Raw genomic sequence first — 15430 nt, 5'->3', positions numbered from 1 at the left:
TATATATGAAAAAGGAGCAACTTATTACAGTTGCTCCCTTTTACTTTTATTCTACGCTTGTTTCTAAAGCTACATCCGTATAGGTATTATCATTACCTATATTTAAAATTACTTCACATTGACGCAATCTCAATTCAAAGAGCATGATAGAATCATGATAGATTTCAGGATTTGATTTCATCTTATGTAATATCTCTTGTTTTTCTTGTATTTCTAAATGCGTGTTTTCTACAGCTTGCTTTAAAGAGTTAAATGGATTCCTAAAGAATATATTAATATCTCGCTCTTGTGTGTTTTCAAATAGCTCAAATTGCAAGAAAAATTTCTTCATAATAGAAGCCGTTACTTCAGTATAATCTTCATTTTCTACATACTGTTTGTATTTGTTATATAGCATAGATTTATTTTTAGGAAGAACTCCAAATAATTTACCGGCACTTTTCAGTAAAAATTGTGCTGGCGTAAATCGACGTAAAATATTTACTTCATCCATTTGTATTCTAGTCGTCATCCTGTCAGTATCTCTGCGCCAGTCATCAAGCACTTTAAAGTCACATTCTAACTGTATTCTATTTTCTCCAAATAGTGAATTAAGCCCTTCACTAAGTTCTTCTAAATACGTTTGACTTTGAAGAAGCTCATTATTAGAAGTTGCAATCCAATTTTGCATAGAAAGAGCCAGATTAGGTAACACAGTTTGTTCTAAATATTTATGCACTCTTTCATTCATTGCTTTATTTAGTTCCGTATCCATGTGCCCGAAATCACTTTCTTCACTAATTAAATTAGAACAGCTCTTTAATATCTTCGGAATATTTTCAGTAAGATCATTTGTAATTTCAGTCTTCATTGAACGATATGATTGTGTAATGAAATGAATTTTTTCCCTCTCAAATGTAGTAAGGTTATTAATGCTACCGTTTAGTTTCACTAGCATATCTTCATTCCAATTAATAGCATCTACCAGATTATTTTCTTTCTCAACACGTTTATCCAAAAGATATGTAATTGTTTTCGAATGAAAAATAATAACTTTTCAGTACGTTCTGCATCGATATTTTTATGATTAAAGTTAAAATGAATAAACTCAGTTAAATCATTTAATTGTTGACTACTTGTATATAACGAGGAATAAGGGAAAATTCTCGCATACGGGAAATATGTGTTTATTCTCGTTGCCGTATCATGTAATACCCTTTTCACTTCTGCTTCACTGTAAATGTTATCGATTTTATTTAATAAGAAATGAATTTGTAAATTTGGCGTATGTTCTTGAATACTTAATAGAATGTCACGTTCTTTATCAGTAAAAGGTGAATCCGCATTCAATACGAACAGTAATTCGTCTACAGAATTTAAATATTCGAATATCTCATCTCTAGTGTCGTTATTCCTATTAAAGCCAGGTGTCACTACAAATGCAAGTTTATTTTCATTTAAAAATCTGCATGGTAATTTAAATTCAACACACGCTCTATCTCTATATGTTTGATGGTGCTGAGACATCATATTATGGTAATCAGAGACATCTTCCGTTGTTGTAATTGCTGAGTCTGTTATAGCGTTTATTTCTATATGAGCATCATTTTTTAAAACTACTACATTTGAAATTGATTTTTCTAATATATTTTCTCCTAATATAGAGTTAATAAATGTAGTTTTTCCGTTCCCTGAAGTTCCCGTTACTAAAATACGATTTGTTCTTAAATCTGCGAGCTCGTCAACTAACCATTTAAATCGGTGACCTATTTCTATATTCTGCTTTTGTGCCCACTGTGTAATAGATTCAAAAAGGTGTAAGCTGTACTCTAAGCCATTTACATGATTAATAGAATGTGACAGTAAGTTTTCCGCATGTTCTATATTTGCTGAATCTATTTTGGAAGGGAAAATCTCATCCCATACCAATACAGCTGCAGATGGAAATACAGCATAAGATGGATTGACTACCTTTAACCAATTTGCTAACAGATTTGGTATGATATCGTTTAATTGTCTAAGCGTATATTGACCTTGAATTAATGCAAAGTACGTTTCTTCGTAAAGAGCAGAAACTTTGTTCCATATATCGGACGAATGTATTTCAATATGTAAGAAAAATTCATTTATTGTGTTAAGCCACAATAAGTAATTTTTTTCATTTTTATAACTGTTCCAGAGTGATGAAACCATTTGCGTAAATTGTACTTGATCTACATTATTTAATGTATCTAATGCATCATAAAAATAGTCTGGTGAAATATGTTTAGTAAACCCTTTATCGATATATCCTTTTAACACCTCAAACCAAGGATACGATTCTATGCGAATTAACTCATTCACAGCAAGCTCTACTGCACTATCAAAATCTTGCTGTTCCTCATAAAAGGAACGGGCAATTTTTGTGACATTCGGATAATCAGGATTTAAAGAAACTGCTTCTTTAATAACACCGAAAGCTGAGTCAAAATTATTTTGCTCAATGTAAAGAGAAAGTAATTGTAGTCTAATTTCGGTCATCAATATTTTATTATCAGTAGTAATAGAAGTATAAATATTTTCAGCAAATGATAACTGATTCAGTTCGAAATAAGCATCCGCAATATTTTTTTGTGCCCATGGTGCTAATTCATTACTAACCTTCTCCCATTTAAAAATAGCTGCTTCAAAATCTTGATGACGATAATAAAATTCACCTTGTGCAAAACGAATATAAGACCCATCAGAAATCTCATTTTTTTCTTCGTTTACATAAGCTTGTCCAAGTACGTCAAGAGTTGGTTTTGTTTCATTCTCCATTAGGAATGTTTCATAATACATCTTTTTTATTAATTGTTTTTCTAATCTCATCTTTTCCCCCACTATATCTTGAAAATACATTTTTAAGATATGTCAATACTTTTTGTATGTATGCTTTTATCTTAACAAAGAATATCTTTTGGAAAATTTCATTTTCCTTTCATTTTTCAAGTTAGATTGAATTTTTATGAGAAAAGTTTCAGTTTTTTTCAATTACCTTTCAGTTATGAAACAGCATTAAATGTTCCTAATAACCTAATAACACTATAATATTCCACATTATATTATCAAGAAAATCCCATATAAACCATATTATAAAAACAATCTATATTGAATTTATATACATAATTAACTGTGCTGTCAAACAAAAAAACAACAATAGGAGCCAACAGCTATTCATACCATTTCTTTCTCAAATTGTTTTCCTTTAAAATGTTTCAGTAGTTATGTAATTAAATTCCATTAACCTATATAAATAACTAGTCCAAAAAATATCTATATGCATATCATGTTATAGTAAAGAATTTAGGAGATCCTAAAAGGAGGCATTTTCATGTTTGAAGATAAATCTAAAATAAATTACCCATATGAATTTACTGAAACTACAACAGTTCCTCTAAAGAACCCCATTGATAAAAATTCAAGAACGGCACAGGTACACATAACTTCCCAATTAAGAAGCACTATAAAGAGCAAGTTCTATACACTGAAAAATTAATAATAATAAAAATAAGTAATTGTATAGATCTTTATAACAATTAGCTAAATAAGAAGCAACATTCAACCATGCATAGTTATTTAGTTAGTAATGATACAATTCATGCACATTTTAAAAAGTGCTGTATACAGCGCTTTTTTATACATAGATAAATTTAAGCTAACACAACCAAGAAATAAACGGTAAAATTACTCCACCATATTCTCGTTTAACTATTAAATCTACATATGAAAAGGGAGCAACAGTAAATGTTGCTCCCTTTTGAAATATAATTTATTCACTCTACATAACCCTCTTAAACATCTTCTCCAACTCATAAGTAGAATGATGCACAAGAATCGGTCTTCCGTGTGGGCATGTGTATGGGTTTGTTGTTGTACGTAATTCTTCCAGTAAGGCAAATATTTGATCGTTCGTTAAATATTGATTCGCTTTAATGGATGCTTTACAGCTCATCATGATGGCTGCTTCTTCACGTAACTTTTTAATATCCACTTTTTTTAGTTTGACAACTTGCTCCATCATTTCATCGATAATTTCTGTTTCTTGTCCTTTCGGGAACCATGTTGGATGCGAGCGGACGATAAAGGATTGATGGCCGAATTGTTCTAAAAATAGCCCAACTTTTTTTAGTTCTTCTAACTGTTCTTCGACACGTAAAAATTCAGTAAGAGATAGATCAATACGGTACGGTACAAGTAACTCTTGTACTTCTTGCGCTACCCTTCCTACTTTATCACGGAAGTATTCATAATTAATACGTTCCTGCGCGGCATGCTGGTCAATCATATATAAGCCTTTATCATTTTGAGCGAAAATATATGTTCCATGCATTTGTCCAATTGGATAAAGCGGTGGTAAGTCATTCCCGTTCATTTCAATCTCTTTTATTTCCCGAACTTCTTCTTCTAATTCCTCTAGTTCAAAATCCTCTTCATTACTATCCCACGATTTCTCTTCTTGAATTGGTTCTTCGATTATCGGTTTAGTGGATGGTTGCCAACTTTGTTCTTCTCTTATGAGCGACTGTGGTGGTTGCCATTCTTGTTTCGGCGGTTGCCACAGTTGTGGTGGCTGTTTCACAGCCTGCGGTTCTTCTTGTTTTGCATCCATGCCAGTTGGTAAAACAATGTCCGGCATAGATGGTTCTTTCGGCTTCGCATGCTCAAACTGGAACTGTTCTTGCACACTTTCGTCTTTTTCTTTTTTCTTCGTTGTTACGCCTGCATCTGGAATGAGCTGTATTTTTTTAAATGCAGCTTGCAATGTTTCTTCGATCAGCTTTAGCAATTCTTGTTCTTTACTAAAACGAACCTCTAACTTCGCTGGATGTACGTTAACGTCAACTAGCATTGGATCCATTTCAATCGATAAGAAGCCAATTGGATACCGGCCAACTGGCAGTAATGTATGGTAGCCTTGCTGAATTGCTTTCATTAGTACAAAGTTTCGAACGTAACGACCATTTACGATCGTTGACATATAATTACGAGATGCTCTCGTTACTTCTGGTAATGTTACATAGCCTTTAATTGTAAAGTCTAAAGATTCAGCTTCAATTGGAACAAGCTTCTTCGCAACTTGAATACTGTAAATCGATGCAAGTACTTGTCTTACATCACCGTTACCTGATGTATGAAGCAATTTCTTTTCATTATGAAACAGTTTTAACGATACTTCTGGATGTGACATTGCAATACGATACACGATATCTGTAATATTCCCGAGCTCCGTATGAATGGTTTTCATATATTTAAGACGCGCTGGTGTATTAAAGAATAAGTTTTGTACTGTAATATCGGTTCCTTTTCGGCTCGCAGTTTTCTCTTGTTTTATAATGTCTCCACCTTTAATTATGAGGTGTGTACCAGGCGCATCACCTGTGCTAGTAATTAATTCTAATTCACTAACAGAGGCAATACTCGGCAATGCCTCACCGCGGAAACCGAGTGTTCTTATGCGAAACAGATCGTTTTCATCTTTAATTTTACTCGTCGCATGGCGTTCAAAAGCGACGATACAGTCTTCTTCTGCAATACCATCACCGTTATCAATGATACGAATTTTCGATAACCCAGCTTCTTCTAAGTGGATTTCAATAGATGTACTATTCGCATCGATAGAATTTTCCACAAGTTCTTTTACGACTGAAGCAGGGCGCTCTACTACTTCCCCTGCCGCAATTAAGTTAGAGAGTTGGTCATCGAGTTTGCGAATTTTCCCCATCTACTTACTCATCCTTTCTTTAACTTTTTCTGTAAGCGATACAATTCGTTCATCGCTTCTAAAGGTGTCATATCAAGTAAATCGATTTTTTTAATTTGCGCCAATACTGCTGTTTCTTTTTGATCTAGCAGAGGTTTGTCTTGTTTCTTCGAAGACTGTTCTCCTCCAAAGAAAGATAGTTGCGATTCTTCTTCAGTCTCTACTTTCGTTTCCTGTATTTCTGCTATTTCCTCTTTTACAACTACAGGTTCTGGAGCAGCTTCTTGTACTTTCACTTCTACTCGTTTTGGAATAATAATTTCTTCCTGTCCTTCTAGCTGTGCTAACACTTCTTTCGCGCGGGCGATTAAGCTATCTGGAAGCTCTGCAAGTTGCGCAACGTGAATTCCGTAACTTTTATCAGCTGCCCCGTCTTGAATTTTATGAAGGAATACTACTTTTCCATTCTCTTCAATTGCTGAAACGTGTACATTTTTCAGTTGATCTAAACTCTCTTCTAACACAGTCAATTCATGATAATGCGTAGAGAATAACGTTTTTGCACCAATTTGGTCATGAATATGTTCAATGATTGCTTGTGCAAGTGCCATACCATCATAGGTAGATGTACCTCGTCCAATTTCATCGAATAAAATTAAACTTCTTTCTGATGCGTTTGCAATTGCATTTTTCGCTTCTAACATTTCGACCATAAATGTACTTTGACCTGATATTAAATCATCCGCTGCACCAATTCTCGTAAAGATTTGATCAAATACAGGTAATACTGCTTCTGTTGCTGGTACGAAACAACCGATTTGCGACATAACAGTTACAAGTGCTAATTGTCTCATATACGTACTTTTACCAGACATGTTCGGTCCTGTAATTAAAAAGACATCCATCTTCTCTGGCATAATACAATCATTCGGTACATACAATTTCCCGTTCAATACTTTTTCAACGACAGGATGACGACCATCTTTAATAAAGATTTCACGCTTCGTTGTTAGTACAGGTTTTACAAACTGTTCTTCTTCACTAACTGTCGCAAAACTTTGCAGTACGTCTAATTCACTAATTACTTTTGCTAAATGTTGTAATTTCGGAATAAATACTTTTACTTCTTCACGAAGCGCTGTAAATAAATCGTATTCTAGTTGTACAATTTTTTCTTCTGCTTCTAAAATTAACGTTTCTTTTTCTTTCAGTTCATCTGTAATGAAACGTTCAGCATTAGCAAGCGTCTGTTTACGTTCATAGCGACCTTCTGGAAGTGCTGCAAGATTCGCTTTCGTTACTTCAATGTAGTAACCGAAAATACGGTTGTATCCGATTTTTAACGATTTAATTCCAGTAATATCACGTTCTCTTTTTTCAAGCTCAGCAATCCACGTTTTCCCGTTTTTACTCACGTAACGATATTGATCAAGCTTGTCATTATAACCATCTTTAATAATATCTCCATCTTTAATTGAAAGCGGTGGGTTTTCTTGAATACTTCTTCCTAGTAATTCTGTTAAGCTTTCACATGGATCTGCACCTTGAATTAATCTCGATGCATAAGCGTTATCTAACAAACTAATTGCTTCTAAAATAGCTGGCACTTGAAGTAATGAACGTCTTAATTGTAATAAGTCTCTTGCATTTACGTTACCAAATGCAACTTTTCCTGCTAAGCGTTCTAAATCATATACTTCTTTTAACTTTTCTTTTAAATCTTCACGTAAGAAGTAATCATTTACAAACGTTTCAACCATTTCTAAACGCTCTTCAATTCTTTCTTTCTGTATAAGTGGACGTTCCATCCACTGTTTTAACATACGACCACCCATAGCTGTTTTCGTCTTGTCCAATAACCATAATAGTGATCCTGTTTTTTCTTTCGTCCGAAGTGTTTCTGTCAGTTCTAAGTTTCGCTTTGAATGTACATCAATTTTCATAAATTGATTCGTATAATAAATTTCTACTGGTTGCAAATGATCTAAAGAACGTTTTTGCGTTCTTATTACATAGTTAAATAAACGTCCAACTGCTTTAATTAATTTTGCTTGTGAAACATTTTTCACAAGATGTTCTAATCCTTCCGGAATTGCCGTTGCATCTTCATACGAAATCGTCATTTTCAATGTTTCAGTTAACTTGTTTAGTTCATCTTTAGAAAATGAAGAATCAACAACAATTTCTTTCGAACCAGTTGCATACACTTCTAATAAAATATCTTCTACTGAACCAGTCAGTAACGTTACTGTATTTTGTCCAGTCGTTAAGTCGTTACAAGCTAATGCATATGATCCATCTTCAAAATGTGTTAATGCGGCTAAGAAGTTGTTTTCTTTCTCATCAATTGTACGCCCTTCCATCATCGTTCCTGGCGTAATTAATTGTACTACTTCACGACGTACTACACCTTTAGCTGTTTTCGGATCTTCTACTTGCTCACAAACAGCTACTTTATATCCTTTTTCAACAAGTTGTTCAATATAGTTTTTAGCCGCATGATATGGTACACCGCACATTGGTATACGTTCACTACTACCACCATCTCGGCTCGTTAATGTAATTTCAAGTTCATGGGCTGCTTTAACAGCATCCTCAAAGAACATTTCATAAAAATCGCCTAAGCGAAAAAATAAAAAGGCATCTTGATAATCTGCCTTAACCTTTAAATATTGCTGTATCATAGGCGTATATTGAGTCATACTTTTCCTCCATAATTCTTACATGATAATCTATTTTCATATATGTCGCATTTCACGGACACTCTTATCTCCTATTTCAGGAGTCTTTCTTCATTATAACATATTTCATAAAGAATCATGTTCATTCAGCGCCACTTATGTAAAGTAAAAAGCTAGGAAGAACTTCTCCCTAGCTTTCTATTACTCTTCTTCTGCATCAACGATAAAGTTCGGATCTAATTCTTCAAATTCATCATCAGCAATTTGGAAATCATCATCTGATTCTACGCAACCTTCAGGATTTACACTTACACAAATTTTCGTTTCTCCAACTACTTCTGTTACAAATTCACGTTCTACAGTTACAACAATTTTATTACCATTTGGTGATACAAGTGCTTCTAAACAATTTGGCGGCTGAATAACACGAGCAATAATTTCTAAATCGTCACCAGAAAAGTTTTTATCACGATAACCAATACTTACTTCGTCCGTGTAGTTCACACGTTCTGTTACAACTTCAGTCTTTGTATTTCCATCAAATGAATACCAAGTGTTCACATCATAGAAACCTTCAATTTCCACATGTTTTCCATTCTTTCTTGCTTCGTACGAGTGGTTAATTACCCAGCACCCTAAAATACTTGTTGGCTCATTATTCGATTCACATGTATGCGTTGACTTTGTATACTTACGTCCTTTTCCAACCACTGCTTTTGTAATAATCTCTCTAAATTCGGACATTCGTAACCCTCCTCAATCACTATTCACTTAATCATATGCGTGACAATAGCGGAATGTGTCATTCTTTTTTTTGAGAAGACCTTACGTTTAATCCACAAAAAAAGAGATGTCAATATGACATCTCTTTAACAACCACAATTTCCTTTTTTACTTTCTACTGCTGCGCCAGTTTCACCCTTTAGTACATCGCCACCAGTTGAAATTAATATTTCATCTGTTACGTTGTTAGAAATTGTACTAGCAACTAACTGTAATAAGTCATTTACGTATGTTTGTGAAGATTTAAATTGTTGTACGACTGGAATACTGTCTAACTTATCTTGCAATGCATCAATTTCAGCTTCTACCTTTTTTAAAGCTTCCCATTTCCCGTAATGTTGCAAGTTTACTGCTTGTTTTTGCAGTGCTTTAATTTCATCGATTGCGCGCTTTACATTTTCATTTTTATGAATTTGCGCCTCTGCTTTCTTAAAAAAATCAACTTCTTCTGTTTCAGAAATCATTTTTGCTAATTCTTTCGCTTGTTCAACAATGTCATCTTTCGAATATACTTTCATCTATTATTTCACCTCAATCGGCTCTTCAACTAATTCCCCGTTAAGAGACCAAGTTTTTGCTTCCGTTATTTTTACTTTCACAAGCTGACCAATTAAAGATTTTGAAGCGACGAAGTTTACAAGTTTATTCGTACGAGTATAACCTGCAAGTACTTCCGGATTATTTTTACTTTCCCCATCAACTAACACTTCTACAATTTGACCTTTGTAACGACTATTCTTTTCAATTGCCAACGTATTTACTAGTGTATTTAAGCGTTGAAGACGTTCTTTCTTTACTTCCATCGGTACATTATCTTTCATTTTTGCTGCTGGTGTACCTTCGCGAGGAGAGTAAATGAATGTAAAGGCAGTATCAAACCCTACTTCACGATATAACGACATCGTTTCTTCAAATTGCTCATCTGTTTCATTTGGAAAACCAACGATAATATCTGTTGTTAATACTGCATCTGGAATTGCTTCTTTAATTTTTCTTACAAGTTCTAAATAATGCTCACGCGAATATTTACGTGCCATAATTTTCAGCATATCCGTACTTCCAGATTGAACTGGTAAATGGATATGTTCTACTAGGTTGCCACCTTTGCCAAGCACTTCAATTAAGTGATCATCGAAATCACGTGGATGGCTCGTTGTAAAACGAATACGGGCAATATCAACTTTACGAAGTTCGTCCATTAAATCGCCAAGACCGTATTCTATATCTTCAAAGTCTTTACCATATGCATTTACGTTTTGACCAAGTAAAGTAATTTCTTTATAACCATTTGCAGCTAAATGACGAATCTCTTGGATAATATCTTCTGGACGTCTACTTCGCTCTTTTCCGCGTGTATACGGTACAATACAATACGTACAGAATTTATCACAGCCATACATAATATTTACCCAAGCTTTAATATCACCACGACGTACTTTCGGAAGGTTTTCAATTACGTCACCTTCTTTTGACCATACTTCAACTACCGTCTCTTTCGAGAACATCGCATCTTTTAGAATGTACGGTAATCTATGAATATTATGCGTTCCAAATACCATATCTACATGCTGATTTTTTTGCATAATTTTATTTACAACAGATTCCTCTTGAGACATACAACCACATACACCAATTAAAAGGTCTGGATTTCTTCGTTTGAGTGACTTTAAATGGCCTAGCTCACCAAACACCTTATTTTCAGCATTTTCACGAATTGCACAAGTGTTTAATAAAACTACATCTGCATCCTCAGTTGAAAAAGTTGGTTCATATCCAAGTGCGGTGAAAATGCCTGCCATTACTTCCGTATCATGCTCATTCATTTGACAACCATATGTACGAATATAGAACTTTCTTCCTGTACCAAAATTGCGAAACTCTTCAGGTAAGCCAAAATCCCGTTCAATTTTAACTTCTTCTTTCCCGCGCTTTTTCGCATCCTTTAAGGAAGGTGGTTGATATACACTTTCAAAGTATTTACTATAATCTTTCTCTTCTTTTTTCGTAGAGGAATTTGCTTGTTGACTTGCTAATCGTTGTTGCTCGTTCATTGGTAATCTCCTTTCACCCTTAACTATACATACTCTATAGTCCATTTTAATGCGCCTAGACTCACCTCAAAAATGGTTAGATAGCTTGAGAGATAACTTGTCCTTTGAAACTTGAGTAATCAATCTAATCATTCATAAGAATGAAGTCTTCCCCACGCAAATAGACATTCCCTTTTTATCATTTCTTGTTGTCCTACCAAAAAGCATATTGCTTTATCCCTATAAACATTACCATAGTATGATGTATTTCGCCAATTTTAACAATAAAGAGGCCCTTTATTATCTTAAATTTCATAAGCAATGAACTTGCCATTTTCATACAACGATTTATATATTATTTTATCATTCTGAATTTTCTAAGTAAATAAGACTACCCTATATTTTTGTACATAAAAAAAGGTTACCAAATCGGCAACCTCCTCTTCTTACATTACATAAATTCAGCAACAAGCTCATCAAACATTTTCTGATCCATATTTAAATCAGATTTCACTAAAGGCTCTTCACTATAGCCTTTAACAAGTTCTTGATATGATGGTTGCTTAGTATTTTGATAAATTAACCCTGTTACTAAACCGTTATTTTCCATTAAAGTTTGCATAGCCATCATGCGATTAGATGGATCATATCCCTCTACTGTGCTTAGTTTCGTTAAATTCTCTTTAAACCAATCGTAAGTATTTACTTTATTGTAAGTAACACATGGGCTAAATACGTTAATTAATGAAAATCCTTTATGGTTAATACCAGCTTCAATAATTTGTGTTAATTCTTTTAAATCACTCGAAAAGCTTTGCGCCACAAATGTCGCACCAGCTGTTAAGGCCATTTCCATTACATTTAGTGATGGTTCAATTGAACCTTGTGGTGTGCTTTTCGTTTTAAATCCAGCTTCACTACGTGGTGAAGTTTGCCCTTTTGTTAATCCGTAAATTTGGTTATCCATTACGATGTACGTAATGTCGATATTACGACGAATAGAATGGATTGTATGACCCATACCAATCGCAAATCCATCACCGTCACCACCTGAAGCGATAACTGTTAAATCACGATTTGCCATTTTCACACCTTGCGCAATTGGAAGGGCACGACCATGAATACTATGCACACCATATGAATTAATATAACCTGAAATACGGCCTGAACAGCCGATACCAGAAATAACAGCAAGTTCATCTGGATTTAGGCCAACGTTAGCTGCCGCACGTTGAATTGCAGCTTGCACTGAGAAGTCTCCGCAACCTGGGCACCAGTTTGGCTTTACACTGTTACGAAAGTCCTTAAATGTTGCCATTTAATACAACCCCTTTTTTGCATTCGTTGTAAATCTCTTTCGGCAAGAATGGGTTTCCATCATATTTTAAAAGACTAGAAATTTTCTCACCATTACCAAGATTCATTTTCATAATGTTAGCAAGCTGACCTGTTGCATTATTTTCTACTACTACAACACGCTTCGCCTTTTTCACAAGTGGATCGATTTCAGCTGTTGGGAACGGGTGAATTAAACGCACATGAGCATGGTTTACTTTCATACCCTCTTGTTCTAAACGCGTCATTGCCTCTTCGATCGCACCACGAGTTGAGTTAAATCCAACAAGCAATACGTCTGCTTCTTCATGCTTAACATTTTTATAAACAGGGGTATTAAACTTCAAGTTCTCCATTTTACGGAAACGTTTGTCCATTTGATCTTTACGGTTTATTGCTGATTCCGATGGTTTTCCAGTTTCATCATGTTCTACACCTGTAACATGGTGAACACCATTTTTCATACCAGGTAAAACACGTGGTGAAACGCCGTCTTCTGTTACTTCATAACGCTTGAAGTATGCTTTATTTTCACGTTCTGGTAATTCTACTTCTAAATCAAGCTTACCACGACGAATTTCCACTTTATCTAATTTAAGTGGTTCTACTGTTTGTTTTCCTAAAGAAAGCTGTAAATCTGTTAAGAAAATAACAGGAACTTGATATTCTTCAGATAAGTTAAATGCTTCTACAATGTCATAGAAAGCTTCTTCAACTGTACTTGGCGCCATTACGATTTTTGGAATTTCACCATGCGTACCGTAAATCATCGCCATTAAGTCAGACTGTTCTTGCTTAGTTGGTAATCCTGTACTTGGGCCGCCACGTTGTGTATCAACAATTACTAATGGAGTTTCTGTAATACCTGCTAAACCGATTGCTTCCATCATTAATGAAAGACCTGGACCAGCAGATGCCGTTAATGTACGAACACCAGCATAGTTTGCACCGATTGCCATTGTACAAGCTGCGATTTCATCCTCAGTTTGGATTACTGTTCCGCCGACTTTCGGTAATTTTTTAATTAAGTATTCCATAATTTCTGATGCAGGTGTGATTGGGTATGCTGACATAAAACGAGCACCACCAGCTACCGCACCAAATGCGATTGCATCGTTCCCAATCATAAACATGCGTTTTTTACCATCAGCTTTTTCAAGCTGCATCATGTTTACTTTCTCACCTAGTAATTCTTTCATATATTGAGAGCCACGTTTAATTGCGTCCATATTCTTTTGAACGACTTGCTCTCCTTTACGACCAAAGATTTCTTCAACAACATCTAAATAAGCTGTTTCATCTAATCCTAATACTGCACTTGACGCTCCAACAGCAACCATGTTTTTCATTAATGATGTGCCTAATTCTGAAGCAATATCTGTAAACGGTATCACATATAGATTTACATCTGTATTGTCGGGTATTGTCGGATTAAATTTCGCATCTGCAACTACAATTCCACCTGGACGTAGTTCGTGGAAGTTAAAATCAATTGTTTCTTGGTCAAAAGCAATTAAAATATCTAAATCATCTGAGATCGCGCGTACTTCTGTTGTACTTACACGAATTTTATTATTTGTATGGCCGCCTTTTATACGTGATGAGAAGTGGCGGTAACCGTATAGGTAATATCCTAATCGGTTTAATGCAATACAGAAGATTTCTCCTGTACTTTCAATTCCTTCACCTTGTTGGCCTCCAACTTTCCATGAAAGTTGACTAATCATCTCCTACACCCCTTTTGGCTGCATTCATTGTAGTGTATTTTTTTACAGTAATAGTTTAGCATTTTTTATGCAAATAAACTACAACGGACGCAAATTATGCCTCTTCTGATTTCCCTGAATCTTTAGTATAAAGCTATTTTGTTTTTCATTCTAGTATTAGGTCTTAAAAAAAGCAATAAAATCAAATGAATTAATTTTAATTTTTCTGAATTTTAAACCAAAACTTAAAAACTCATATGTTCTACAAAATTATCATATAAAAATCGTTCTACAGTAGATGCAGCATAGTGTTTACAAAGCTCATTCATTACATTTTCATAATCTCGATAAACTGATACATTTACAACTGTTTCTAAAATCCCATCAAAATCTGAACCAAATCCTATATTGTACTCTCCACCTAATGAACAAATATATTCGATATGTCTTACTATATCTGTTATATTTGCTTCATTTTCATTCGTTAGAAACTGCGGTACAAAAGTGACACCGATCATGCCATTTTTCTTTATAAGAGCTTTAAGTTGTTCATCGTTTAAATTACGTGGGTGCTCGCAAAGTTTCATACAATTTGAGTGGGAAGCAATAGGATTTTTTGCAATCTCTATAACATCCCAAAAACTTCTTTCATTCAGATGAGACACATCAGTCCATACATGTAGCGCATTCAGTTCTTGTACAACCTGTTTACCAAAATTCGTTAAACCCGCCCCACGTGTCTCTAGCGCACCATCAGCTAAGAGATTGGCATAATTCCATGTTAGTCCAAAAGAACGTACTCCTAGGCGATACAACAACCGTAATTTCATTGCTTCTTTTCCAATTGCTTCGCATCCTTCTAGTGTTAATATCGCTCCAACCTCGTCCTGTTTTAACATGTTAATATCATCTTTTGTCTGAATAAACTTTACACCTGGTAGGGATAAAATTTCATTATAAAAAATATCTACCATTTGTAATGCTGCTTCAAATCGGTTTTCATATGCCACTGTTTCTGGTACATATATAGCAAAACATTGTATACTTCCTTTTCTTCTCTTTAACTGTTCAAATGTAATATGTAATTGTGAATCATCGTTAAAATTCCTTTTCCCTTGTGCACTCCATAACTGAAGAAGCACGTCACAATGAGCATCAAAAATTTTCATTTTCATTCCTCCATTATAAAAACAA

The 15430-nt window shown here is 34.5% G+C and carries 8 protein-coding genes and 2 pseudogenes; 1 reads left to right on the top strand and 9 read right to left on the bottom strand.

What is annotated here, in order from left to right:
- Window positions 1-46: 46 nt before the first annotated feature.
- Window positions 47-2829, bottom strand: a pseudogene (locus IQ781_RS24615) (dynamin family protein).
- A gap of 502 nt (window positions 2830-3331) precedes the next feature.
- Here IQ781_RS24615 and IQ781_RS24610 point away from each other — a divergent pair.
- Window positions 3332-3515: pseudogene (locus IQ781_RS24610) on the top strand (hypothetical protein).
- 263 nt (window positions 3516-3778) lie between these two features.
- Here IQ781_RS24610 and mutL read toward each other — a convergent pair.
- The 8 genes from mutL to IQ781_RS24570 form a co-directional block, all read right to left on the bottom strand.
- Window positions 3779-5722 carry a DNA mismatch repair endonuclease MutL gene (gene mutL / locus IQ781_RS24605; protein ID WP_000516465.1) on the bottom strand — a complete coding sequence of 648 codons (1944 nt, stop codon included), beginning with the start codon at window positions 5720-5722 and terminating at the stop codon, window positions 3779-3781.
- Between the two features lie 8 nt (window positions 5723-5730).
- Window positions 5731-8403: a DNA mismatch repair protein MutS gene (gene mutS, locus IQ781_RS24600; RefSeq protein ID WP_000196021.1), complete on the bottom strand. Its 2673-nt coding sequence runs from the start codon at window positions 8401-8403 to the stop codon at window positions 5731-5733.
- A 180-nt stretch (window positions 8404-8583) separates the two neighbouring features.
- The gene (gene cotE, locus IQ781_RS24595) at window positions 8584-9126 is read right to left on the bottom strand and encodes an outer spore coat protein CotE (RefSeq protein WP_001288799.1); all 543 of its coding nucleotides are present in this window, start codon (window positions 9124-9126) and stop codon (window positions 8584-8586) included.
- Between the two features lie 125 nt (window positions 9127-9251).
- On the bottom strand, window positions 9252-9683 hold the full coding sequence (locus IQ781_RS24590; protein ID WP_000870461.1) for a YlbF/YmcA family competence regulator: 432 nt from the start codon (window positions 9681-9683) through the stop codon (window positions 9252-9254).
- Between the two features lie 3 nt (window positions 9684-9686).
- Complete coding sequence (gene miaB, locus IQ781_RS24585) at window positions 9687-11216, bottom strand: tRNA (N6-isopentenyl adenosine(37)-C2)-methylthiotransferase MiaB (protein WP_001005386.1); 1530 nt, start codon at window positions 11214-11216, stop codon at window positions 9687-9689.
- Window positions 11217-11646: 430 nt separating this feature from the next.
- Complete coding sequence (locus IQ781_RS24580; protein ID WP_000190155.1) at window positions 11647-12513, bottom strand: 2-oxoacid:ferredoxin oxidoreductase subunit beta; 867 nt, start codon at window positions 12511-12513, stop codon at window positions 11647-11649.
- The gene (locus IQ781_RS24575; RefSeq protein WP_000625418.1) at window positions 12500-14257 is read right to left on the bottom strand and encodes a 2-oxoacid:acceptor oxidoreductase subunit alpha; all 1758 of its coding nucleotides are present in this window, start codon (window positions 14255-14257) and stop codon (window positions 12500-12502) included. Before IQ781_RS24575 ends, IQ781_RS24580 begins: the two co-directional genes overlap by 14 nt.
- 224 nt (window positions 14258-14481) lie before the next feature.
- Complete coding sequence (locus IQ781_RS24570; RefSeq protein WP_000688045.1) at window positions 14482-15405, bottom strand: dipeptidase; 924 nt, start codon at window positions 15403-15405, stop codon at window positions 14482-14484.
- Window positions 15406-15430 lie beyond the last annotated feature (25 nt).

This window comes from Bacillus sp. N447-1 (assembly GCF_022701035.1).
In the GTDB taxonomy this organism is placed as follows: Bacteria; Bacillota; Bacilli; order Bacillales; family Bacillaceae_G; genus Bacillus_A; species Bacillus_A cereus.
Note: the sequence above shows the minus strand (reverse complement) of the source record. Positions and strands in the feature narration are given on the sequence as shown.